The following is a 22,250-nucleotide window of genomic DNA, read 5'->3' as shown; positions in this document are numbered from 1 at the left end:
CCGAAGGACGATCGGGCGCAGCTTCGGGCTGCCGCCCTAGATTTCGGCGTGTGCGCGCAGGCGCGTTCCGGCGCCGAGCGCGATCAGCCCGCCGGCGAACAGCAGCAGCGTGGCCGGGCTTGGGACGGTGGTCTGGATCGCCGCCAAGGCGAAGTCCGTGTTTGCGGGCGAGCTGCGCCGGGCCGTATCGGCGAAGAACTCGATCTGGAACACATCCTTGTACCCCAGCTCTCCGGTCACGGCGTAGCCGACCTCATCCATCGCCGTGCCATCGAAAACGCCGCCCGGGCCGTTGCCGTTGATCTGCCACTGCACCCGTTCGCTTTCCGGGTCATCAGACGTTGCGCCGGCCCCGAACAGGTCCAGGAAATGGAAATGCGCCAGATCGATGGCCGTTTCGAACGTCACGACCAGCCGCTCGACGTCCTGCTTGTTCCCGGTGCCGAAGCTGATCTCGTCGTCGTTGATCCCGACGCCGTCGTTGTCACACGCCAGGATGCCGCAGGGTGTGGCCGGGGTGCCCGGCACGCCGCCTTGAAAGGTGAGCGTGCCCGGGGTGCTGGCCGAGGTGAACGCCTGGAGCGTGACGTTGCCGATCCCGCCAATCGTTCGGGTCCGTGAACTGGCGCTGTCGCCACTTTGTTGTGTACGCCACAGGTCGTCGGTGAAGTCGATGTAGCCGGCATACGCGCTGGGCGCCGTCCCGACGGTGGCGAGAAGAGCCGCCGCCACGGCTGCAATTTTCAAATTCATCAGGATTGTCCCCGCAAAAGATGTCGCGTCCCTCCTGGACGGTGACGCACGGGTCAGCAAAAGGTATGCCAGTTACTACCTATCGTTTTATATCAAGGTCTTACCGATAGAATGTCGGAGGTGGGCAGGCATAAAGGCGTAATCTGTCAAAAATGCCTACACCCTGAGCTGAGCGACTAATCCGAAATATCTTTCCGCGACAGACGTTTGAACACCGCTGCGGCGCGCCGTGTGGGTGTAAGAAATCCAGACACCCCCACCGGCGCGCCGGGCAGATGGCAAATCTAGCAGTCGACGTCGTCGTTTACGTTGCACCGGAACTGCTGGCGCAACTCCTTGAGCGTCTTCTCTTGGGCCCGGGATTTTTGGTCCAGGCAGCTGAGGTATTCCTCGACCGATTGGCTATAGTTTTCCACGTCCCGCTCACAGCGCTTGACGCGTTGCGGGTCCTCGTAGGTCAGGTCGGAGCTGACGCAGGTCGGCTCCACCGGTTGGCTGCACATGATCCGGTTCTGCGCCAGCACGGGACCGGCCGCCAGCGTGGCGGCCGCGGCGATCCCGGCCAGGGTGGCGGCGATTAAACGGCGAAAGCGACAGTCGGTGCGCAAGGGCGGGCTCCTTCGACACGGTTCGCGTGCCCCGACGGCTCGAATCTCCGTCGGGATCGTTCAGCGGCATGGTCCAGCCAGGGCGACATGGAAACACAGGCGGTCAGCCGGGTCGACGGCGCATGCCGCCGCCCGTCGCTCTCGTGGCAGGCTGTGTTCGGCAGTTTTTCAGGCGGTTGCAATCAACTCGGCGCCAAGCGTGTCCGAGTGCTGACAAAGACGTGCCCGGCGACGGACCCCAGCACCAGCACGCCGCCCGCGAGCGCGGCCGGCGAAGGCAGTTCGGAGAGCAGCAGCCACGCCCAGATCGGGCCGAACACCGTCTCCAGCAGCATCAGCAGGCTTGCTTCCGCCGCTGGCAGGTAGCGCGGGCCTTGAGAGATCAGGGTGAAGGCGATCGGGATCACCACAAGCCCGAGCAGCCCCATTTGGGGCATGCTTGTGATCGGCATCACCGGGACCCAGGCGAACGGTAGCATCACGCCGGCCATGATCAGCGCGGCGGTGACCAGGATCGGCCCCGTGTTGGACGACCGCGCCCGGCGCAACAGGGTGAAGAACAGCCCCGTCGACAGGGGAACGCCCAGCCCGATGAGGTGGCCCAGCAGGTCGGCTTCCGCCCGTAGCTCGCCCGCGACCAACACGACGATCCCGGCGAATGCGCCCAGGATGGCGAACAGCGTGCTGGGTTGAAGCCGTTCGCCCAGCAGCAGCCGGGCCATCGCAGCCGTCGTGAGCGGCGTGGTGGCGACGAACAACAGCAGGTTCGCCACCGGGATCATCTTCGCACCGATGACGAAGCACAGATTGCCGGAGGCAAAAGCGAGCGCGGCCAAAAGGTCGTAGCGGCCGAATGCGCGCAGGTCGGCGCGCAGATGGCCGCGGCGACGGATACCCGTCAGTACGGCGAAGCCGAGTGCCATCAGCGCGCCGCGCCAAAATGCCACGGTGGCCACCTCCGCCTCGATCAGGCGAACGAGCGGGGCGTCCAGCGAGAGCACGGTGACGCCGATGGCGGTGATCGCCACCCCTTTGAGATGGTTAGAGAGGACCATGAGACGCCCTTAAAGGCCGTGCGCCGGCGGGACAAGTGCGTGCGCGTCAGACCGGCAATGTGGCGTTTAGGGGTGGTTCAGCTTTACGTGTCACTTATCTGGATGGATTGGCCCCAATCGACGGCGTATTCCGCCGTCGTCCGGCGGTCCGTGTCGACAGACCCCGTTGACCTTCCGAGGTTCAATCGCGAGTTTGGGCGCCCGCTTGCGCGCGGGCTTCCGCGCCGGCTCCGATCCATCCCGATCATCACATCCGATACGAACGGACCCCATGCAGACCACGTCGTCCGAAATCGATCTTACGCGCGCCATCCGCGGCGCTTACCGCGAGCGCGGCTGGGAAGCCTTCCGTGAGGGCAAGGCCCGCCTGCGCACCGTGGATCTGGACGAATCCGGCGCGATCTCGATCACGGGGGAAGTGCACGACAAGGATGGCCTCAGCTACAAGCAGGACGTCCGTTTGGTGCCCGATGCGGGCGGCAGTACGCAGGTCTCCGGTACCTGCACCTGCCGCACGATGGTCAACTGCGAGCACGTCGCGGCCCTGATCTATGCCTGGACCTCCCGGCAGAGCACGGACGAGCCGCAGGAGGCGTTCGAGAGCAACCTGGAGCCGGAGGACGAGGAACTCTCCGGCGACCTGGCGACCTATCTGGACATCCTCGAACAGGCCGCCGCCAAGCCGCCGCGTGCCCGCGTCGAAGCCGGTGCGGAGGCCGCGCTACGCTACGATCTGGCGGTGGAGCGTGCGGATGACGGATCGACGCGTCCGGTCGTGCGGCCGCTCAAGATCGCGCTCGACAAGGACGGCCAGCCGACCGGCACGCCGGAGGTCTATCCGCTTGAAAACGTTTATCAGAAGCCGCGGCCGGCCTTCCTGACCGCTGACGATATCGCGGTGTTGGAGACACTCGCCAGTTCCTCGGGGCATGGGCTTGAGGATGGCGAGCAGGTCGATCTGCGCGGGCCGTTCGCCGCCTGGGCGTTGGAGCGCATGCTCGCGACCGGCCGGACCTACTGGGCGGACAACCCCACGGCCGGCGCGCTTCAGCGCGGGCCCGCACGCACCGGCCAGCCGGCCTGGCACAAGGATCGCGAAGCCCGGCGCAAGTTCGGCGTAATGCCGCAGACTTCGCTGTCCGATATGTCCGCGATCGTCCTGCCGCTGTCCACGCCGTTCTACCTGGACCCGCAGTCGGGCGTATGCGGGCCGATCGACCTCGATATGCCGGGCGAGTTGGCGTCCGTGCTGCTCGCCGGCCCGCCGGTGCCGAAGGATCAGGCGGGCGCGTTTGCCACGGCCGTCACGAATCGCCTGGGCGACGTGCTGCCCAGCCTGCCCAGTGGCGGCAACGACCGTCTGTCGGAAGGCCTGATCCGCCAGCTCGACGCGCTGGAAAAGGCCGCGCCCAGCCAGTCGCGCGCGCAGCGTCGGGAGGCTGAGTCCAAGCGCACCCAGCTGCGCTACTACCTGGCCCTGGAGCCGAATAAGACGGGGCAGGTTGCCGTCGTGAAGCCCACCACCGTCAGCTGGGACGAGGAAGGGACGGAAAGCGCCCCCAAGCCATATTCCGTGCGCAACGTCTACAACCAGCCGCGGGCAACGTTCCTGAGCGCCGATGACGTCGGCGTGCTGGAGACGCTGGCCGGTGCTTCCGGCTCCTCGCTGGGGCATGAGACGCAGGTCGAGTTGCGTGGTCCATTCGCGGCTTGGGCGCTGGAGCGGATGCTGGCGACCGGACGCACCTATTGGGCCGCCCGTGCGCACGCCGGTGCCCTGGCGCGTGGCGAGCCGGCGGAAGGAACGCCGGCCTGGGTTACCGGCGGCCGGGGCAGCCAGCGGTTTACCGTGTTGCCCGATGCGCCCCACGCCACGCTGCTGCCGCTGACCACGCCCTACTATGTCGATCTGCAGAACCGCCGCGCCGGTCCGGTGCAGTTGGACCCGGAGCAGCCGATCTCGGGCGAGCTGATCGCCGCCCTGCTGGCCGGTCCGCCGCTGCCCGCGGGTGAGGCGCGGCCGTTCGTCAAGGCGCTGGAAAGCCGGGTCGGCAAGGCGCTGCCGGTGATGCCGGCGGCCCCCGCGCGCCAGGAAACCCGTACGGTCACGCCCTCGCCGATCCTGCGGCTTGCCCAGGCGCGCATCCATCCCTTGCCGAGCCCGCGTGGCTGGCGTTCCAGTCCGCCGCCGGAGGTGGTCGACGCGGCGGTTGCGGAACTGCATTTCGACTACGGCGGGGCGCGCATCGTCGAAGGCGATCCGGCGGCCACTCTGGAGTGGCTGGAAGACGACAAGCTGGTGCGTGTGCCGCGCGCCGACGTCATCGAGCGTCAGACGATCGAGCGTCTGGCCCAGGCTGGTTTGGAGGAAGTCCGTCCGGAAGGACGCAGCCGTCGGGCCGCGCGTCAGGGGCCGATCTGGCGCGGCCTTCTGAAGGAGCACGCTTACGACGACCGCGAAGCGTGGCTGGGCTTCTGCTACAAGGCGTTGTCCGAGCTGCAGTCGGCCGGCTGGCGCGTCGAGATCGATCCCGACTTCCCCTACGAGGTCTTGCCGGCGCCCCGGGACTGGACCTTCGAGGTGACGGAAGAGGACGACGGCAAGGCGTTCTCCGTGCGCTTCGGGGTCGAGGTCGACGGCGATCATCTGGATCTGCGCCCGCATCTCTCGTCGATCATTCAGCAACTGGATAAGCGCCAGGAAGCCCAGGCGCAGGCGGCCGAACAGGCTCGCGACAAGGCGGCCGTAGCGCAGCAGGAGGCCGAGCCGCGGCCGCTGTTCGTGCCATTGGGCGAAGGCCGTTACCTGCCGCTGCCGACCGCCAGGATCGAGCCGGTCGCGCGCACGCTGGAAGAACTGGTCGAGGCCGGCGAGGGCGAGGTTGCCCACGGCGGCCCACGCATCCCCGCCGCGCGCCTGGGCGAACTGAGCGCGCTGGAAACCGCAGCCGACGGCGCCGGGCTGACGCTGGAAGGCGGCCGGCGGCTGCGCGCGCTGGCGGAGGCGCTGCGCACCGGCACCGGTCTGGGTGACATCCCCAAGCCGGACGGCCTGCAAGGCACGCTGCGTGATTACCAGCACGACGGCTTTGCCTGGCTGCAGACGCTGGCACGGCATGGCTTCGGCGGCATCCTGGCCGACGACATGGGCCTGGGTAAAACGATCCAGGCGCTGGCCCACGTGCTGGCGGAGAAGGAACAGGGGCGTCTGGACCGGCCGGCGCTGCTGGTCGCGCCCACCAGCGTGGTGCACAACTGGGTGTCGGAAGCCCGACGCTTCGCCCCGGACCTGCGTATCCTGGTCCTGCACGGTCCCAACCGCAGCGAACGGTTCCCGGAGATCCAGGACCACGATCTGGTGGTCACCACTTACGCCCTGCTGCCGCGTGACCGGGAAGCGTTGACCGCCAACGGCTACCATGTGCTGCTGTGCGACGAGGCGCAGAACGTCAAGAACGCGGACGCGCAGGCCGCTCGCGTGCTGCGCGCGCTGGACGCGCACCAGGCGATCTGCCTGACCGGTACGCCGATGGAGAACCATCTGGACGAGCTGTGGTCGCTGATGCGGGTGGGCGTGCCCGGCGTGTTCGCCGACCGCAAGACCTTCCGCAAGACCTTCCGCACGCCGATCGAGAAGCGCAACGACCAGCGCCGCCGGGCGATCCTGTCGCGCCGGGTGCGCCCCTTCCTGCTGCGCCGGACCAAGATCGAGGTGGCGTCCGAGTTGCCGCCACGCACCGACATGCGTGAGCCGGTCGAGCTGACCGACGAACAGGTGACGCTGTACGAGCAGGTGCGCCAGCAGATGGACCAGAAGGTCCGTGCGGAGATCCGCGAAAAGGGCTTGGCGCGCAGCCAGATCACCGTGCTCGACGCGCTCTTGAAGCTGCGCCAGGTCTGCTGCGACCCGCGGCTGGTCAAGCTGGAGCAGGCGAAGGAGGTCAAGTCCTCGGCCAAGCTGCAGCGGCTGATGGGCATGCTGGAGGACCTGACCGACGAGGGCCGGCAGGTGCTGGTGTTCTCGCAGTTCACCTCGATGCTGTCGCTGATCGCCGAGCAGCTCGACGAGGCCGGATTCGACTACGTCACCCTGACCGGCGCGACCCGCGACCGGCAGACGCCGGTGGAGATGTTCCAGGATGGCGAGGTGCCGATCTTCCTGATCTCGTTGAAGGCCGGCGGTACCGGCTTGAACCTGACCGCAGCCGACACCGTGATCCACTACGATCCCTGGTGGAACCCGGCGGTGGAGGCGCAGGCCTCCGACCGGGCGCACCGGATCGGTCAGGACAAGCCGGTGTTCGTCTACAAGATGATCGCCGAGGGCACGGTCGAGGAACGGATCGTCGACATGCAGGACCGCAAGCGCGACCTTGCCTCGCTGGTGCAGTCCGCCGAGCAGGGCAAGGGCCCGGCCTTCACCGAGGACGACCTGGAAGAGCTGCTGTCGCCTGTGCAGGGGTAGGCGTGCGGCCGCATTGGTGTTGGCTGCGCGCGTGCCGGCTCGTGGCAGGTAAGTGATTGACGAACTCGGTGCGTCTACAGCCGTGCCGGGAGTCTAACGTCTCGACAGCACGTTTCGACTGGTCATACTGTTCCTCCGGTTGGCCCGTCGTTTTGGCGGGCAAAACCCATGCTTTTGTGTTGGAAGAACAGCGGTTCACGTCCCTGAGTCCCGCGTGAACCGACAAGAAGGTGGGGAGACAGGTATGGCAGCAGGCGAGGTCCAGGGCGCTCAGCGCACCATTTCGGATATTTGCAACGCGGGCGCCGCCGATGCGGTGGCGATCGCCGCGCCCGAGCGCTCGGCGATGACCTACGGCAAGTTACGCGAGCTGGCCGGTCACACGGTCAGTGCGCTGAACGCGCTCGGCATCGGTCGCGGCGACCGGGTCGCCATGGTATTGCCGAACAGCCCGGAGACGCTCGCCGCCTTTCTGACGATCGGTGCCGGCGCCTCGACCGCCCCGCTCAATCCGGCCTACCGGCAGGAGGAGCATGCCTATTACCTGAGCGATTTGCAGGCGAAGGCGCTGGTCGTGCGCTCGGATGGTGGCGAGGAAGCCAAGCTCGCCCGTGCGGCCGCGGAAACCCACGGCATCCCGGTACTGGACCTGGTCCCCGACACCGACGGTCCGGCCGGGAGCTTTTGCCTCAAGGGGGGCACGCCCGGGGAAGCCGCAACCCCCGGTTTCGCGCGGGAGGGCGATGAGGCGCTGGTACTGCATACCTCCGGCACCACCTCCCGGCCCAAGATCGTGCCGCTGCTGCAGCGCAATGTCTGGACCAGCGCCCGCAACATCCGCGAGGTGTTGCAGCTTTCGGCGGACGACATCTGTTTGTCGATCATGCCGCTGTTCCACATCCACGGCTTGATCGCCGCGTCGCTCGCCCCCTTGTCGGCGGGCGGCCAGGCCTATGTGCCGGGTCCGTTCAACGCGCTCTCGATGCTGCGCTGGCTGCAGGAGTCCGGGGCGACCTGGTACACCGGCGTGCCGACCATGCACCAGTCGCTATTGGACCGCGCTTTGAAGCGTCCGGATGCGGCCAAGGGACTGGGGCTGCGGTTCATCCGCTCGTCCTCCGCCAGCCTGCCGTCGCAGACCATGAAGCAACTGGAGGAGACCTTTGGCTGCCCGGTGATCGAGTCCTACGGCATGACCGAAGCGGCCCACCAGATGACCTCCAACCCCCTGCCGCCGAAACCGCGCAAGGCGGGGTCGGTCGGCATCGCCGCTGGCCCGCAAGTCGCGATCGCCGATGAGGCCGGCACCTTCGTGCCCCAGGGGGAGGCCGGCGAGGTCTGCATCAAGGGGGACAACGTCACCCCCGGCTACGAGAACAACCCCGACGCCAACGCCAAGGCTTTCTTTCAGGGCTGGTTCCGCACCGGCGACCAGGGGATCCTCGACCCCGAGGGCTATCTGACCATTACCGGCCGGCTGAAGGAGTTGATCAATCGCGGTGGCGAGAAGGTCAGTCCGGTCGAGGTCGATGAGGCGCTGATGGACCACCCGGACGTGGCCCAGGCGGTCGCCTTCGCCCTGCCGCACAAGAAGCTGGGCGAGACGGTCGCCGCGGCGGTGCGCCTGCACGAAGGCGCGGGGCTGGATGAGAAAACGCTGAAGGGCTTCGTCGCCGAGCGGCTGGCCGACTTCAAGGTGCCGCAACGGATCGTCTTCCTGGAGGAAATCCCCAAGGGCCCAACCGGCAAGATGCAGCGCATCGGCATGGCGGAGAAGCTTGGCCTGGTCGAGACGCAGGGGGCGGCGAAGTGAAGGTCGCGATCTACGGTGCCGGCGCGATCGGCGGGCACATCGCCGCTTCGCTGGCCCACACCGGGGAGGTCGAGGTCACCATGATCGCCCGGGGCAAGACGCTCCAGGCGATCAACGACCATGGCCTGCGCATCTATTTCGACAACGGCGATACGCTGTCGACCTACAGTAACGTGACAGCGGTCGAGGACCCGGCCGAGGCGGGGCCGCAGGACTACGTCATCCTGGCGCTGAAGGCGCCGGTGGTGCGCACCATCGCCGACGCGCTGCAGCCGTTATTGGGGCCGGACACCGCCATCGTCACGGCGATGAACGGCGTGCCCTGGTGGTACTTCCACGCCCATGGCGGTCCGCTCGATGGCGCGCGGCTGGAAAGCGTCGATCCGAATGGCGAGTTGAGCGAGAAGCTACCGCCGGCGCGCTGTCTCGGCTGCGTGGTCTACCCGGCGGCGGAGATCGTCGAGCCCGGCATGATCCGGCACGAATACGGTAACCGCTACATGCTGGGCGAGCCCGACGGCTCCAAGTCCGAGCGCGCACAGGCGCTGTCCAAGGCGATGAACGCCGGTGGTCTGAAGGCGCCGGTGCGTCCGCGCATCCGCGACGACATCTGGCTCAAGCTGTGGGGCAACGTCGCGTTCAACCCGATCAGCGCGTTGTCGCTCGGCACGCTCGCCCAGATCGCCGGCGAGCCCGGAACGCGCCGCGTCGCCCGGGCGATGATGGTGGAGGCGCAGGCGGTTGCCGAGGCATTAGGCGTCAAGATGACCGTCGATGTCGATACCCGGATCAAATGGGCCGGTGACGTCGGCGAGCACAAGACATCGATGCTGCAGGATCTGGAGCGCGGCCGCACGATGGAGGTCGACTCCATGGTCACGGCCGTTTCCGAGATCGGTGACAAGCTGACCATCGAAACCCCCGCGATCGATACGGTCCTGGGCCTGCTGATTCAGCGGGCCAAGCTCGCGGGCTGTTACTAGCGAAAGCGTGCAGCCGCGTTTCCTCCCATAGAGGTTAGGGCAAGAGGGTCGGGCAAGGGACGCCCCTTGCCCGACCTTGCTAGCGGGCACGGCCGGCTGGTTTGGACCCGCTGCGAGGATTTTTCCGTCACATCCGATGGGCCGGTAGGGCTGGCCAAGAGCCCGCTATGCCGATAGGTACCCACGCGTGTCACGTGTAGGCGCCGCGATAGGCGATTGGGCGTGCAAGCGCGCTTGGAAACGGGCGGCGCCCCAATCTGTTTTCTAAGGAAAAACACACATTCGCTTTTCCTGAATGAATTATTTCTTAATTGCCTTTAAGGATACCTTAAAGTAACAATCTGTCTCCGATCCCAAATCCGTCCTGAGCGGCCGGGAACGGTGTGAGATAAGCTTGGTCGGCGAACGACAACCGGTACGATGCATGCCGTCTGCGCGGCGCATGCCGAAGCGTAAGAAGACCGGACGATCGGCCATCGGGTGCAGGTGAACGTCATGGGAGGTATTCGGATGACCGTGTTTACGGCAGTGCGTCGCGCTTTTGGATGGGCACGAACCGGTAAGGATGGGGGCGCGTGGCTGGTGGCGACGGCCGCGTGTGCGTCACTCGCACTCGTGTCCGTGCCGAAGGATGCGGCCGCTGAATGGCAGCCGAAGCGGCCGATCGAGTTCGTGATCATGGCGGGCACCGGTGGCGGCGCCGACCAGATCGCCCGCCTGTTCCAGAGCATCATCGAGAAGGAAGGCTTCTCGCGCGTGCCCGTGATCCCGATCAACAAGCCGGGCGGCTCGGGCGCGGAGGCGTTGCGTTACCTGCAGGACGAAGCGGGCAACGAGCACGTCATGATGATCACCCTCAACAGCCTGTTCACCACCCCGCAGCTGAACCCGAACCTGGGCGTCGACATCGAGACCTATACGCCGATCGCGCGGATGGCGCTGGATACCTTCCAGCTTTGGGTGCACAGCAATTCCAACATCGAGAGCCTGGACGACTACATCGCCGCCGTGAAGGAAGCCGACGGCAGTTGGAAGATGGGCGGAACCGGCAAGGGACAGGAGGATTCCCTGGTCACCGCGATGCTGGAACAGAAGTTCGGGCTGAAGATGACCTACATCCCCTTCCCCGGCGGGGGCACGGTGGCCAAGAACCTGGTCGGCCAGCACATCGACAGCACCGTCAACAATCCGGCTGAGCAGATCGCCTTTTACGAGGCAGGCCGAACCCGCCCGCTGATGACCATGACGCCGGAGCGCCTGGACATGCTGCCCGATGTGCCGACCTCCGCCGAACTCGGCCATCCGGACCTCGTCTATTACATGCAGCGCTCGATCGTCGCCGCGCCGGAGATCTCCAAGGAAGCCCAGCAGTGGTACACGCAGCTGATGCGCAAGGTCTACGAGTCCGACCGCTGGAAGGAGTACACCGCCAGCGAGGGCCTGTTCCGCGAGTGGCTCGAGGGTGAGGAACTCGCCGCCTACTTCGCCGAGGAGGTGAAGAAGCACAAGAAGCTTTTGGCCTCCACCGGCGAGATGTAGCCGAAGCGACGGTTTCTCCCCCGCATTTTCGACGACAAGACGGCGGACTCCCTCACCTCCACCTGGGGTGAGGGATACGCGCCGCACTCCAGACAAGAACCGACAGGTGAAGTCCGTATGACGGTCCGCACCGCCGAATTGGCGATGACGCTCCTGCTGGCGGCGTTTTCCGTGTATCTGATGGCCAAGAGTGCCGAACTCGACATCGGCTGGATCAAGGGCGAGGGGCCGGGCGGCGGTGCCTGGCCCTTCTGGCTGGCTGCGGGCATGCTCGTTTGCTGTGCTGTCACGCTGCTGCGCTGGTGGCGCGGGATCACCCCGGAATCGCGCGACCGGGAGGCGTTCATCGGCCCGGCGACCGCGAAGATTCTGGTTCCGACTGTGCTGTCGATCGCGGTCATGCTGGGGCTCACGCATGTTATCGGCATCTATGCCGCGATCCTGCTGTTCCTCCTGTTCTACCTGCGCTTCATGGGACGGCACGGCTGGGCGTTATCGCTCGGCCTGTCGCTGAGCGCGCCGGTGGCGACCTTCTTCTTCTTCGAAGCGGCCCTGCGCATCCTCCTGCCCAAGGGAATTACGGAGCCGCTGTTCTACCCGCTTTACAGCCTGATCTATTGACCCGTTCGCCGCCTTGGGGCCGCCCGCGCTTGCTGGGCATGGCGGGCTGCGCCCGAACGACCCCTATGACAGTGAAAGAGCCCGTGCCATGGAGCTGCTTGAGCCGCTGATCAACGGCATCATCATCGCGATCGAGCCGATCAATCTCATGATGGTGGTCCTCGGCGTCGTGATTGGCCTGTTCGTTGGCGCGATGCCCGGCCTTGGCTCGGTCAACGGCGTGGCGATCCTGCTGCCCGTCACCTTCCTGGTGCCGCCGACCGCGGCGATCATCTTCCTGGCGGCGATCTACTACGGCGCCATGTACGGCGGCGCGATCTCTTCGATCATGCTGGGGATTCCCGGCGCGTCGACGGCGGTGGCGACCACCTTCGACGGCCGGCCGATGGCGATGCGCGGGGAAGCCGACCGTGCGCTGGTTGCCGCGGCGGTCGCTTCGTTCGTCGGCGGTACGATCTCGATCGTGCTGTTCACGCTGTTCGCCCCGCCGCTTGCGGAGTTCGCGCTCAAGTTCGGGCCGCCGGAGGAGTTCGCGCTGATGGTGCTCGCCTTCGCGACCTTCGTCGGCCTGGGGGGCAGCGACGTCGCCAAGACGATCTTCTCGACCCTGCTGGGCCTCGTGCTGGCGACCGTCGGGCTGGACATCATTTCCGGGCAGCCGCGGCTGATCTTCCTCGACCTCCCGGGCTTTTACCACGGCATCAACTTCCTGGTGCTCGCCATCGGGATCTACGGCATCGGCGAGATCCTGTGGACGCTGGAGATCAGCCAGGGCAGCGTGATGATCTCCAAGGTGGAACTGTCGCTGAAGCGCATGGCCGATGCGTTCCGCCACCTGAAGGTGACGGTGAAGTCGACGGTGGCGGGATCGTTCATCGGCTACTTCATGGGCATCCTGCCGGCTGCCGGCGCCACGCCGGGTTCGCTGGTCGCCTATGGCATGGCGAAGTCCTTCTCCAAGGACCCGGAAAGCTTCGGCCAGGGCAACGTCAACGGCGTGACCGCGCCGGAAAGCGCGAACAACGCGGCCTCCACCGGCTCGCTCTTGCCCATGCTCACCCTCGGCATCCCGGGCTCGCCGACCACCGCGGTCCTGCTGGGCGGCATGATCATCTGGGGCTTGCGGCCGGGACCGGGGTTGTTCGAAAACAATCCGGAGTTCGTCTGGGGCCTGATCGGCAGCCTCTACATCGCCAACGTCTTCGCGATGCTGATCAACCTGGCGTTCGTGCCGGTGTTCATCGCCATGCTGAAGCTGCCGTTCACGATCCTGGCGCCGGTGATCTTCGTGCTGTGCGTCACCGGCGGCTACGCGCCCGAGCAGTCGATGCACGACGTCTGGCTGATCCTGCTGTTCGGTGTGATGGGCTATCTCTTGCGCAAGCTGAACTATCCCGTCGCGCCGATGGTGCTGGCGATCGTGCTCGGCCCGCTCGCCGAGCGCTCGCTCAGGCAGAGCCTGCTCGGTAGCCAGGGCGACATGATGATCTTCCTCGACCGGCCGTTGTCGGCGGCCTTCCTGGCGATCGGGCTGGCGCTGTTCATCTACCCGATCGTCCAGCTCGCCCGGCACAAAAAGCGCCAGGGCGCGCCCTCGGGCGAGGGGTAGAGGCGGTGTGGCAGAGCGTGGCTGACGCAATCGGGGGCGCGGCAAGGCGCGCACACTTGCTACGTTCTTTTCGATTGGTATCGAAGGAGGACGCAGGGAAGCTGTATCGGTTGTTCATTGGGTGGATCGCTTCCAATTTCTGCAACATGCCGGTAAGATGACGGCATATTGCGGAGGCACATATGGCGCTCGTTCTCAAAGCTGATGAATACCTTGCCGCCCAGAAAGCGGCCGAACCGTCCGAACATCTGCCGGTTGTCGACCTCGTTCGGAACGGTCTACCGGTTTCGCTGGTTGAGGAGGCCGCCGGCCGGCTGGGAGTTTCGCTTCAGGACCTTACCTCGCTGGGGATTCTGGCCGCTCGGACGGTGGCGCACAGCCGTAAGCAGGGCCGTTTCAGCCCGCAGCAATCCGATCGCGTAAGCCGGTTCTTCCGGGTGTTTCAGCATGGTGTGGACACCTTTGGAAGTTCTGACCGCGCCCGGCGCTGGTTCGAGCGTCCCACGCGCGCGCTCGGCGGGAGCCGTCCGGTGGATCTGCTGGACACGGACGAGGGCGCCGGGCTCGTCGATGACTTGCTGACGCGGATCGACCACGGTCTTGCTGCCTGATTCGACCCCGGCGACAGCTTGGCGTCTCACCCGAGCTCCCTACGCCGACCTCAGCGGCCGCGGCGGTCAACTCAAAAGCGGCCGGTGGAACACGCAGGGACGCCCGGTGGTCTACCTGTCTTTGGAGGCCTCGCTGCCGGTTCTCGAAGTCTTGATGAATCTGGATCTGGCGCTTGAGGATTTGCCACCAGACTATGTTCTCATGCGTGTCGACCTGTCTCCCCTTCTGGCGCGCTATGGCGATGCCGGGGTTGAGGACGCAACGGACGTGGAGACGCTCTCGCAAACCGCCAGATCGTTCGGCGACACCTGGCTGGCGGAGGGACGGACCCCCTGCTTGCGTGTCGCCAGCCACTTAATTCCGGAAGCGTCGAACCTTCTCCTCAACCCACTGCATCCAGGCGCCAGTTTGCTTGAAGCGCCGTCGCATCGACCATTCCGCTTCGATCCGCGCCTGTTCGCGCACCGTTAGTCCGAGTCTTCGACAGAAGGCTTCGATCCTCAAACCGCTAGGGCAGGAACTGCTCCTTCAGGATCCGTTCCTCCAGATTGTGCTCCGGATCGAACAGCAGGTCGGTGGTGAGCGAGCGGTCTTCCTTGACGGTGACGCGGGTGACGTCGCGCACTTCGGTGTAGTCGGCGGTGGCGGAGACCGGGCGCTTGCGGGCTTCCAGGATGTCGAACTGGACCTCCGCCTTCGCCGGCAGCAGGGCGCCGCGCCAGCGCCGGGGGCGGAACGCGCTGATCGGGGTGAGCGCCAAGAGCGGCGCGCCGATCGGGATGATCGGGCCGTGGGCGGAGAGGTTGTAGGCGGTCGATCCGGCGGGCGTGGCCATCAGGATGCCGTCGCAGATCATCTCCTCCAGCCGCACCACGCCGTCGATCGAGACGCGGATCTTGGCAGCCTGGCGGCTTTCGCGCAGCAGGCTGACCTCGTTGATCGCCAGCGCCGTCTGCGTCTCGCCCTGGCCGTTCATCCGCTCGGCGACCATCCGTAGCGGGTGCAGCCGCACAAGGTCGGCGCGCTGCAGCCGCTCGACCAGGTTGTCTTCGCTGTACTCGTTCATCAGGAAGCCGATGGTGCCCCGGTTCATGCCGTAGATCGGCACGTGCCGGTCCATGTGCTTGTGCAGCGACTCCAGCATCAGCCCGTCGCCGCCGAGCGCCACGATCACGTCCGACTCTTCCGGGGGGACGCTGTCGTAGCGGTCGGTCAGGCGCGCCAGCGCCTCTTCCGCCTCGGGCGCGTCGGAAGCGACGAAGCCGATTCTGCGCCGGGTCATCTGCGGGCAGGCCTCTTGCAAGTTGCGGGTGGGACGGGGCAGGTCCTGGGGCTGCTCGAAGCCTAACCGCACCGCCCCGCGCGTGACCAGCGCGCTTCGGCCGCGCGCGCCGGGTTTGACAAGCCGCACGGCCGCGCGATCTTCTATCGGCGTAGGCCACCGATTGCATCAGGACAGTTCGATCTCGCCATGGACCATCGCTTTGCCCTTGTCACCGGCGCGACCAGCGGCATCGGCGCCGCCTTTGCCCGCGCCCTGCCGGAGACCACCGACCTGCTGCTGACCGGCCGCGACCCCGAGCGGTTGGCCGACCTGCAGGAGGAACTTGCCGTCGGCGACCGTCGGGTGGAGACGATGACCGCCGACCTGACCCGGCCGGAGCACCGCCAGGCGCTGATCGACCGGGCGGAAGACCTGGAAATCGACCTGCTGATCAACAACGCCGGCATGGGCAAGTACGGCGCCGTGCTGGACAACGATTCGGGCGACGAGGTTGCGACGGTGGAGTTGAACTGCACCGCGCCGGTCGCGCTCGCGACCGCGCTGCTGCCGGGCATGATCGAGCGCGCGCGCCTGGATGGCGGCCGGGCCGGGCTGATCAACCTCTCCAGCACCTTCGCCGTGCAACCGGTGCCGTATCTGGCGACCTATACCGCCTCCAAGGCGTTCATCCAGGCCTGGACAGAAGCGTTGGCCGAGGAGGTGCGGCGCAAGCCGGTCGACGTACTGGCGCTCGCCCCCGGACCGACCAAGACCCGGTTCGGCGAACGCTCCGGCTTCACCCCCGGCAGCTTCCCGTTCGCCGCCAACCCCGACGACATCGCCGCCGACGGGCTGAAGCACCTGGGCAAATGCACGGTGCACGTCTCCGGCACCGTCTCCCGCGCCGCGCTCGCCCCCTACTTCCTGCCGCGCCGTCTGGCCGGCACCGGCCTGGGCGCGCTCCTGGGCGTGGTCAGCAAGGCGACCCGGCGCGGGTAGGGGGTGTGCACGGCGGCGGCGATACCCGTAGCGCGTCCTTCGACACCTCGACCTGCGGTCGGCTGCTCAGGATGGCGTCGCTATGTCCTAAATGATTAGAGTGTTTGTGGTTTTTCAATAGTCGACGTCATTCTGAGCAGGCTGCGTCAGCGGCCGTGTCGAAGGACGCCCCGCGGGTCGTGCGGCTTCCCGCCGGTACCTATGGCCTCGCGTCGAACCACGGCCGCGCCTGTTCGCACTGCCGGGCGACTTGAAGCAAACGGTCCTCCCGCCCCAAGGGCGCGTGCAGCATGACGCCCACCGGCAGGCCATCCGACCAGAAAAGCGGCAGGCTGATCGCCGGCTCGCCGGTGGCGTTGGCGAGGCCGGTGAAGGGGCTGAACGCGCCCTGGCGGGCGTGCAGCGCCCAGACGCCCTCCGATTCGTCGTCCAGCACGCCCAGCTTGGGCGGCAACTGGGCCAGGGTCGGTGTCAGGAATAGATCGGTGTCGACCAGGAATCGACCGACCGTGCGCGCGGTCCGCTGCAGCGTCTCGCGCCCGTGCAGGTGCGCTTCCACGCCCGCATCCCGGCCGTGCGCGGCGATCGCCTCCACCGCCGGGGCGAAGTCGCCGGGGGCCCAGCGCCGGTTCGCGGCTGCTTGCATAATCGCGTTCAGGTCGGTGAAGGCGTGCGCGCCAACCACGTCCAGGAAGGCGCTTCGGAAGGCGTCGCGGTCGAACGCAGGCGCGGCGGGCGCCACGATGTGGCCGAGGTTTTCCAGCAGCCGGCCCGCGTCCTCGGCGGCGGCGCGACAGGCGGGCGCGCTTGGCAACTCGGCCGACCAGTCGGTCGACAGGGCAATGCGCAGACGCCCTGGCGCATGGTCCATCGCAGTCAGGTAGGGCGCATTCTGCGTCGGCGCGGCGTAGGGATCGCCGGGTTCCCAGCCGGCCATGACGTCGAGCGCGGCGGCCGTGTCGCGTACCGAGCGGCTGACCACACCGTTGCCCGCCAATCCCGACCACGCCTCACCCGTCACGGGGCCGACTGGCACCCGCCCGCGGCTCGGCTTCAGGCCGACGAGGCCGCAGCAGCTCGCGGGCACGCGGATCGACCCGCCGCCGTCGCTGGCGTGCGCCAGCGGCACGATCCCGGCGGCGACCGCGGCCGCGCTGCCCCCACTAGAGCCGCCGGCCGTGCGGGTGCGGTCCCAGGGGTTGCGGGTGGGGAAGAGGTCCTTCGGCTCGGTCGTGTAGGACAGGCCGAGCTCGGCCGTGTTGCTTTGTCCGACGATCGTGAGGCCGGCGTCGAGCAGCCGTTGCACGCAGGTGCTGCTGGTGTCGCTCGCGCCGTTCTGCAGGTGGCGTGTGCCGTTGCCGGTCGGCACGCCGGCCAGCCGGACGCCCAGGTCCTTCAGCAGTGTCGGCACGCCGGCGAGCGGCGAGCTGCCGGGCGACACCGCTTCCGCCTGTCGCCGGGCCAGCTCATCGTGCCGGCGCACGAGCGCGCCGAGTGCGGGATCGTGGGCGTCGAGGCCGGTGAGGGCGGCCTCGACCAGCTCGCGGGCGCTGACCTCGCCGGTCGCCACCAGTCGGGCGAGCGCGATGGCATCAAAGCGGGCGTACTCGGGGACCTTCATGGCCCCGAGCATCGCGGCGGCAGCGTGTAAAAATCAAGCCTGGGGCTGGGTGGTGGCCGTTGCCTACCCGCCGGTCACGCTCATGTGCCGGGGGTTGGAGGCACGGCTGCGGCGGCGGTCGAGGACGAAATCGTGGCCCTTGGGCTTGCGGCCGATCGCCTCGTGGACTGCGTCTTCGACCACCTGGTCGTCGTCGCTGGCGCGTAGCGGCTGCCGCAGGTCCGCCGAGTCCTCCTGGCCCAGGCACATGTACAGCGTGCCGGTGCAGGTCAGGCGCACCCGGTTGCAGCTTTCGCAGAAGTTGTGGGTCATCGGCGTGATGAAGCCGATTCGCCCGCCGGTCTCCTCCGACCAGGCGTAGCGCGCCGGGCCGGCGGTCTTGTCCGGCAGGTCGGTCAGGGTGAACGACTTCTGCAGCTGTGCGCGCAGCATCGACAGCGGCAGGTACTGCTCCAGGCGCAATTCCCCGACGTCGCCCATCGGCATCACCTCGATGAAGGTGACGTCCCAGCCATTCTCGTGCGACCAGCGCACCAGCTTTTCGAACTCGTCGTCGTTCACGCCTTTCAGCGCAACCGTGTTGATCTTGACGTGCAGCCCGGCGTCCTTGGCAGCCTCAAGGCCCTCCATCACCTTTTCGTACTTGCCCCAGCGGGTGATCGCCTGGAACTTGTCCGCATCCAGCGAGTCGAACGAGACGTTCACCCGGCGGACGCCCAGCTCATACAGGCGGTGGGCGTACTTCGCGAGCTGACTGGCGTTGGTGGTGAGGGTCAGCTCCTTGAGCTGGCCGCTGTCGAAGTGGCGGGAGAGGCGTTCGATCAGCCACATGATGTTGCGCCGGACCAGGGGCTCGCCGCCGGTCAGGCGCAGCTTGTCCACGCCCATGCCGACGAACACGCTGCACAGGCGGTCGAGTTCCTCCAGGCTGAGGATGTCCCGCTTGGGCAGGAAGGTCATGTCTTCCGCCATGCAGTAGGTGCAGCGGAAGTCGCAACGGTCGGTGACAGACACCCTGAGATAGGTGATCTCGCGCCCGAACGGGTCGACCAACTGGCTCATGGTCGGCGGTGGCTCCCCAGATATTGGTGTGCGTGCCTTGGCGGCGCGCTTGGCCTGGTCGCGTGACCAGGAGGTGGCCGGTGCAGCGTTATATTCAAGCAGGCATAGCGCATTGCCAAGAAATTTCCGCCCCCACGGGTCGGATATCTTGGGGAAACACGCGGCCCGTCGATGCGGGGAGGCTTGCCGTGCCCGGGAATGACGCCCTAGCTTGGCGTCATGGCCGATCCCCGCCCGCTGCTCGACCGACCGATTGCGCGCGTCGTCGCGCTCCTGCTGTTCGCCGGTATGGTGGCCGCCCTGCTGCTGCCCGATTGGGACGGTCTGTTCACCTATGGCAGCGGTCCGCCGGCGAATCCGGATCTGACCCGGTGTCTGGACAAGCGCTTGGGCGATGTCCGGCAGATGCAGGCCGACGGTACGATTACCGACGCCCAAGCCAGCCAGTTCCGCGAGCGTGCGCAGAACTATTGCCACAGCCGCTTCGGCGGGTAGGGCGCTTCTTCAGACTCTGTGGAGAGAAGAACGGTCGGGGGTGGCGCTGCCTACGACAGCACCCGCCCCTCGAAGGGGTGCCAGCCGGATTTGTCCTCCACCTCGACGGCCCAGAGGTCGGGATCGCGCTTGATGGCGCGCTGGATGTAGGCGTCGGCGTCGGCTTCCGGGACGGTCTTGCCTTCCAATGCGGGCATCCAGGCGAGTTCGCCGTCCAGGTCGCGGGTCTGGCTCAGGACGCGGCAGCCGTGTTCCAGCATGTTGAGCTTGAGCACCACCAGCCCGCCGGTGGGGTCGCCCTTGTGCGCCACCGTCACGAACACGCCCTCGGCGTGGCAGCGGCGCAGGTGCCCACCAATCCAAAGGTGCGTTGGGATTCGGTCGTTCGCCATGGCCGTAAAATAGGGGGTTTTCGCAGACAGGGCGAGAGGGCCGGGGATCCGTGTTCGCTCCTGCGCCAAAGCAGAAGGGGGCACGTTGGCCTCCGCCTCCAGAAAATTCTGCTTCGTTATCAACAGGATAGGCGCGGTCGCTTGGTCCTTCGTCGACGGCACTGTAAGATCATAGTCGCCATGCCCGTCCAACCGTCGTCCCGCACCCGTTCCACGGCATCGCGCCGCCCGCGTCGGCACAGCAGCCGGGTGCGCCGCTATGGCCGCTCGGCCGAGCTTGCGAGTCTTGCGGGGGTATTAGCGCTTGCGGCCGTGGCTTGGGTGATGACCACCGCCGGTTATGACGGCCGGCGCGGCCTATCGCCCTACACGATTCAGGGCGTGCGCTACGAGCCGCAAGTGTACGAGGCGTACAGCACGGTCGGCACCGCGTCTTGGTACGGCCATCCCTTCCACGGCCGCGCGACCGCGAACGGCGAAACGTATGATCAGGAAGCCTTTACGGCCGCGCACCCGACTTTGCCGTTGGGTACGCGGGTGAAGGTGACCAATCTCGCCAACGGTCGCTCGGTGCTTTTGACGATCAACGACCGCGGGCCGTTCGTCGACGACCGGCTGATCGATCTGTCGCGCATGGCCGCACGCCGGCTGGGCTTCAAGGACCAGGGTCTAACGCAGGTCCGTGTGACCGCCCTGCACAGCCCGTTGTAGCCACCCCGGCTTCCCGGGCGCTTCGGCTCTTCCCCGCATCCGTGCAGATGATTAGGTTGGCGGTCATCATGAGCGAGACCAAGCGCCTGCAACTGGAAGAGACCGACGCCCGCTACGACGGCGAGACGGAATCCGTGCGCCTGGACGCCCGGATCGGGCACGCGCGGCTGGAGGTCATTGTTTCAGCGGAAGCGATCGAAGAACTGGTGGGCGAGGCGCCGCTCTCCGCCGAGCGCCTGATCGATGGCGCGGAGGCCTACCGGGTACAGATCGCCGACGTCGCCCGCCGCAAGGCCGGCCCCAAGGTTCCAGCCGGCGGGGCCTTGCTGTTGACCGGCCGCGACATGCCCAAACGCAGCACCAAGCCTTCGGGCAGCGTGCACTAGCTCGCAGACCCTTCGGCATTCCGCACCCAGGGCCAGCTTTCGGGCACCGGGCCGCCCGCCCGGTCGATCTCGCCTGCCCTAAAGTCCGCGATCGATAAGGTTTGGCGAACGATCTCCGGAATCATCACCGCCCCGATCGCCCGGCCGAGGCATTCGTGCAGGCCCAGGCCGAAGGTGTAGGTGTCGCGGAGTGCGCGCGACGGGTCGAACCGTTCTGGATGCGCGACCGCGGCTGGATCGAACATGGCGCTGTGGGTCAGCGCGAGCACGGTGGTACCGGCTGGGACCACGATCTCGTAATCGGTGCCGCGTGCCAGCGTGGCGTCGCGTTCCGCGGTGCGGAAGAAATAGCCGAACGCGGGCGCAAAACGCAGCGCCTCGAACACCATGCCGTCGAACGCGGCCGTGTCGTCGTCCCGGGCGGCCGCGCAGGCGGCTGCCAAACGCTCCGGGTCGGCCATCAGGAAGGCGAGGGCGTTGACCGCGCCGTGCGACGTGGTCTCGACCGCGCCGATCAGAAGACCGCCGACGTTGAGCACGACCGCCTTGGGATCAAACCGGATCGCCTGCGAGCCCGATAGAAGCAGCAGGCGCGAAACCATGTCGCTGCCGTCCTCGCCAGCCTGAAGGGCGGCCGCGCGGGACTGGATCAGCTGGCTCAGGTAGCCGCGCATCTCGGTGTTTGCAGCGTTGCGCTCGGCCGTGATCTGGTCGGGCGTGGCGAACCCTGGGGCTTGGAACGGCTGGTTCCAGAAGGCGTCCATTTGGTTCCAGTAGGACCAGCGCTTGAGCGCGTTGGCGTCGCTGTCGGCGAAGCCGAACCAGTGTTGGACAAAGGCAATCGGCACCGCCCGGGTCACGTCGTTCACCACGTCCAGCGTGTCCCCGGCGGCGGTCAGACGGTGCGCCGTCTCCTGGCCGACCCAGGCGCGCATGTGCGGCAGACTCTCCAGGTCCAGGACCGCCCGCATCACGCCCTTTTCGCGCCAGTGCTGCGTGGTGTCGTCCTGCGCCATCCAATAGTCGCCCTGCTTGGGGCGGTAGAGACGCACGGTGAACAGGTCGGGACGCAACAGGACCTCCCGACAGTCCCGGTCGGTCGCCACCAGCGTCACCTCCGGCAGCATCAACACCGGGCGGTAGTCACGCAGCTCGCGGGTGAACGCCAATGGCTCTGCGTCCAGCCACTGCCGGGCGAGTGGCCAGCGTTGATCGGCCGGGGTCGTCTCCAGCTGCTGCAGGTAACTGCTCATGACCCGGCC

General features: G+C 67.0%; 20 protein-coding genes. 12 read left to right on the top strand and 8 right to left on the bottom strand.

Annotation, left to right across the window (positions count from 1 at the left end; translation table 11 throughout):
• Positions 1–36: 36 nt before the first annotated feature.
• The 3 genes from RHOSA_RS0117365 to RHOSA_RS0117355 form a co-directional block, all read right to left on the bottom strand.
• Positions 37–753 (bottom strand): hypothetical protein, encoded by a 717-nt coding sequence (locus RHOSA_RS0117365; protein WP_027289680.1) that lies wholly within the window; start codon positions 751–753, stop codon positions 37–39.
• A 284-nt stretch (positions 754–1,037) separates the two neighbouring features.
• Positions 1,038–1,361 (bottom strand): hypothetical protein, encoded by a 324-nt coding sequence (locus RHOSA_RS0117360; protein ID WP_027289679.1) that lies wholly within the window; start codon positions 1,359–1,361, stop codon positions 1,038–1,040.
• Positions 1,362–1,543: 182 nt separating this feature from the next.
• Positions 1,544–2,416: a DMT family transporter gene (locus RHOSA_RS0117355; RefSeq protein ID WP_027289678.1), complete on the bottom strand. Its 873-nt coding sequence runs from the start codon at positions 2,414–2,416 to the stop codon at positions 1,544–1,546.
• A 271-nt stretch (positions 2,417–2,687) separates the two neighbouring features.
• Between RHOSA_RS0117355 and RHOSA_RS0117350 the strand changes: the two genes are divergently transcribed.
• The 8 genes from RHOSA_RS0117350 (at position 2,688) to RHOSA_RS0117315 (ending at position 14,529) form a co-directional block, all read left to right on the top strand.
• Positions 2,688–6,881, top strand: a complete 4,194-nt coding sequence (locus tag RHOSA_RS0117350; RefSeq protein ID WP_051432269.1) for a DEAD/DEAH box helicase — start codon at positions 2,688–2,690, stop codon at positions 6,879–6,881.
• 244 nt (positions 6,882–7,125) lie between these two features.
• Positions 7,126–8,694 carry an acyl--CoA ligase gene (locus tag RHOSA_RS0117345; RefSeq protein WP_037256587.1) on the top strand — a complete coding sequence of 523 codons (1,569 nt, stop codon included), beginning with the start codon at positions 7,126–7,128 and terminating at the stop codon, positions 8,692–8,694.
• The gene (locus tag RHOSA_RS0117340; RefSeq protein ID WP_027289675.1) at positions 8,691–9,677 is read left to right on the top strand and encodes a 2-dehydropantoate 2-reductase; all 987 of its coding nucleotides are present in this window, start codon (positions 8,691–8,693) and stop codon (positions 9,675–9,677) included. The genes RHOSA_RS0117345 and RHOSA_RS0117340 overlap by 4 nt, the downstream gene beginning before the upstream one ends.
• Before the next feature lie 510 nt (positions 9,678–10,187).
• Complete coding sequence (locus RHOSA_RS0117335; RefSeq protein WP_081728805.1) at positions 10,188–11,216, top strand: Bug family tripartite tricarboxylate transporter substrate binding protein; 1,029 nt, start codon at positions 10,188–10,190, stop codon at positions 11,214–11,216.
• A gap of 117 nt (positions 11,217–11,333) precedes the next feature.
• Positions 11,334–11,837, top strand: coding sequence for a tripartite tricarboxylate transporter TctB family protein (locus RHOSA_RS0117330; protein WP_200372107.1), 504 nt, complete (start codon positions 11,334–11,336; stop codon positions 11,835–11,837).
• An 88-nt stretch (positions 11,838–11,925) separates the two neighbouring features.
• Positions 11,926–13,446, top strand: coding sequence for a tripartite tricarboxylate transporter permease (locus RHOSA_RS0117325; RefSeq protein WP_027289672.1), 1,521 nt, complete (start codon positions 11,926–11,928; stop codon positions 13,444–13,446).
• A 182-nt stretch (positions 13,447–13,628) separates the two neighbouring features.
• Positions 13,629–14,057, top strand: a complete 429-nt coding sequence (locus RHOSA_RS23280; protein ID WP_051432268.1) for an Xre family toxin-antitoxin system antitoxin — start codon at positions 13,629–13,631, stop codon at positions 14,055–14,057.
• Positions 14,047–14,529 carry an RES family NAD+ phosphorylase gene (locus RHOSA_RS0117315; RefSeq protein ID WP_027289671.1) on the top strand — a complete coding sequence of 161 codons (483 nt, stop codon included), beginning with the start codon at positions 14,047–14,049 and terminating at the stop codon, positions 14,527–14,529. Before RHOSA_RS23280 ends, RHOSA_RS0117315 begins: the two co-directional genes overlap by 11 nt.
• Before the next feature lie 37 nt (positions 14,530–14,566).
• On the opposite strand, the gene RHOSA_RS0117310 is transcribed toward RHOSA_RS0117315, so the two are convergent.
• Complete coding sequence (locus RHOSA_RS0117310; protein ID WP_027289670.1) at positions 14,567–15,340, bottom strand: NAD kinase; 774 nt, start codon at positions 15,338–15,340, stop codon at positions 14,567–14,569.
• A gap of 189 nt (positions 15,341–15,529) precedes the next feature.
• Here RHOSA_RS0117310 and RHOSA_RS0117305 point away from each other — a divergent pair, with 189 nt between their 5' ends.
• Entirely contained in the window at positions 15,530–16,321 is a 792-nt protein-coding gene (locus RHOSA_RS0117305) for an SDR family NAD(P)-dependent oxidoreductase (protein ID WP_027289669.1), read from the top strand.
• A gap of 199 nt (positions 16,322–16,520) precedes the next feature.
• On the opposite strand, the gene RHOSA_RS0117300 is transcribed toward RHOSA_RS0117305, so the two are convergent.
• Both RHOSA_RS0117300 and moaA read right to left on the bottom strand, forming a co-directional pair.
• The gene (locus RHOSA_RS0117300; protein WP_027289668.1) at positions 16,521–17,942 is read right to left on the bottom strand and encodes an amidase; all 1,422 of its coding nucleotides are present in this window, start codon (positions 17,940–17,942) and stop codon (positions 16,521–16,523) included.
• A 63-nt stretch (positions 17,943–18,005) separates the two neighbouring features.
• The gene (moaA, locus tag RHOSA_RS0117295; RefSeq protein WP_037256585.1) at positions 18,006–19,004 is read right to left on the bottom strand and encodes a GTP 3',8-cyclase MoaA; all 999 of its coding nucleotides are present in this window, start codon (positions 19,002–19,004) and stop codon (positions 18,006–18,008) included.
• 219 nt (positions 19,005–19,223) lie between these two features.
• On the opposite strand from moaA, the gene RHOSA_RS23275 reads away from it, so the two are divergent.
• Complete coding sequence (locus tag RHOSA_RS23275; RefSeq protein ID WP_037256583.1) at positions 19,224–19,499, top strand: hypothetical protein; 276 nt, start codon at positions 19,224–19,226, stop codon at positions 19,497–19,499.
• A 50-nt stretch (positions 19,500–19,549) separates the two neighbouring features.
• Here the strand turns inward: RHOSA_RS23275 and RHOSA_RS0117290 are convergent, their stop codons facing one another.
• Positions 19,550–19,891 carry a DUF1491 family protein gene (locus RHOSA_RS0117290; RefSeq protein ID WP_027289666.1) on the bottom strand — a complete coding sequence of 114 codons (342 nt, stop codon included), beginning with the start codon at positions 19,889–19,891 and terminating at the stop codon, positions 19,550–19,552.
• Between the two features lie 180 nt (positions 19,892–20,071).
• On the opposite strand from RHOSA_RS0117290, the gene RHOSA_RS25915 reads away from it, so the two are divergent.
• Together RHOSA_RS25915 and RHOSA_RS0117280 are read left to right on the top strand one after the other, a co-directional pair.
• Positions 20,072–20,602, top strand: coding sequence for a septal ring lytic transglycosylase RlpA family protein (locus RHOSA_RS25915; RefSeq protein WP_215905018.1), 531 nt, complete (start codon positions 20,072–20,074; stop codon positions 20,600–20,602).
• Between the two features lie 68 nt (positions 20,603–20,670).
• The gene (locus RHOSA_RS0117280; RefSeq protein ID WP_027289665.1) at positions 20,671–20,988 is read left to right on the top strand and encodes a DUF1488 family protein; all 318 of its coding nucleotides are present in this window, start codon (positions 20,671–20,673) and stop codon (positions 20,986–20,988) included.
• Here the strand turns inward: RHOSA_RS0117280 and RHOSA_RS23265 are convergent.
• Positions 20,985–22,241, bottom strand: a complete 1,257-nt coding sequence (locus RHOSA_RS23265) for a cytochrome P450 (RefSeq protein ID WP_037256579.1) — start codon at positions 22,239–22,241, stop codon at positions 20,985–20,987. The genes RHOSA_RS0117280 and RHOSA_RS23265 overlap by 4 nt on opposite strands.
• Positions 22,242–22,250: the final 9 nt, after the last annotated feature.

The organism is Rhodovibrio salinarum DSM 9154 (genome assembly GCF_000515255.1).
Taxonomy (GTDB): Bacteria; Pseudomonadota; Alphaproteobacteria; order Kiloniellales; family Rhodovibrionaceae; genus Rhodovibrio; species Rhodovibrio salinarum.
This window is presented reverse-complemented; position numbering and strand designations above follow the sequence as displayed.

Excerpts from the sequence above, each read along its gene's own strand:
- RHOSA_RS0117305 (WP_027289669.1), top strand. The coding sequence starts at position 15,530 with ATGGACCATCGCTTTGCCCTTGTCACCGGCGCGACCAGCGGCATCGGC.
- RHOSA_RS0117335 (WP_081728805.1), top strand. The coding sequence starts at position 10,188 with ATGACCGTGTTTACGGCAGTGCGTCGCGCTTTTGGATGGGCACGAACC.
- RHOSA_RS0117310 (WP_027289670.1), bottom strand. The coding sequence starts at position 15,340 with ATGACCCGGCGCAGAATCGGCTTCGTCGCTTCCGACGCGCCCGAGGCG.
- RHOSA_RS0117350 (WP_051432269.1), top strand. The coding sequence starts at position 2,688 with ATGCAGACCACGTCGTCCGAAATCGATCTTACGCGCGCCATCCGCGGC.
- RHOSA_RS23280 (WP_051432268.1), top strand. The coding sequence starts at position 13,629 with ATGGCGCTCGTTCTCAAAGCTGATGAATACCTTGCCGCCCAGAAAGCG.
- RHOSA_RS0117325 (WP_027289672.1), top strand. The coding sequence starts at position 11,926 with ATGGAGCTGCTTGAGCCGCTGATCAACGGCATCATCATCGCGATCGAG.
- RHOSA_RS0117290 (WP_027289666.1), bottom strand. The coding sequence starts at position 19,891 with ATGGCGAACGACCGAATCCCAACGCACCTTTGGATTGGTGGGCACCTG.
- RHOSA_RS0117280 (WP_027289665.1), top strand. The coding sequence starts at position 20,671 with ATGAGCGAGACCAAGCGCCTGCAACTGGAAGAGACCGACGCCCGCTAC.
- RHOSA_RS0117365 (WP_027289680.1), bottom strand. The coding sequence starts at position 753 with ATGAATTTGAAAATTGCAGCCGTGGCGGCGGCTCTTCTCGCCACCGTC.
- RHOSA_RS23275 (WP_037256583.1), top strand. The coding sequence starts at position 19,224 with ATGGCCGATCCCCGCCCGCTGCTCGACCGACCGATTGCGCGCGTCGTC.
- RHOSA_RS0117345 (WP_037256587.1), top strand. The coding sequence starts at position 7,126 with ATGGCAGCAGGCGAGGTCCAGGGCGCTCAGCGCACCATTTCGGATATT.
- RHOSA_RS23265 (WP_037256579.1), bottom strand. The coding sequence starts at position 22,241 with ATGAGCAGTTACCTGCAGCAGCTGGAGACGACCCCGGCCGATCAACGC.
- RHOSA_RS0117330 (WP_200372107.1), top strand. The coding sequence starts at position 11,334 with ATGACGGTCCGCACCGCCGAATTGGCGATGACGCTCCTGCTGGCGGCG.
- RHOSA_RS0117355 (WP_027289678.1), bottom strand. The coding sequence starts at position 2,416 with ATGGTCCTCTCTAACCATCTCAAAGGGGTGGCGATCACCGCCATCGGC.
- moaA (WP_037256585.1), bottom strand. The coding sequence starts at position 19,004 with ATGAGCCAGTTGGTCGACCCGTTCGGGCGCGAGATCACCTATCTCAGG.
- RHOSA_RS0117300 (WP_027289668.1), bottom strand. The coding sequence starts at position 17,942 with ATGAAGGTCCCCGAGTACGCCCGCTTTGATGCCATCGCGCTCGCCCGA.
- RHOSA_RS25915 (WP_215905018.1), top strand. The coding sequence starts at position 20,072 with ATGCCCGTCCAACCGTCGTCCCGCACCCGTTCCACGGCATCGCGCCGC.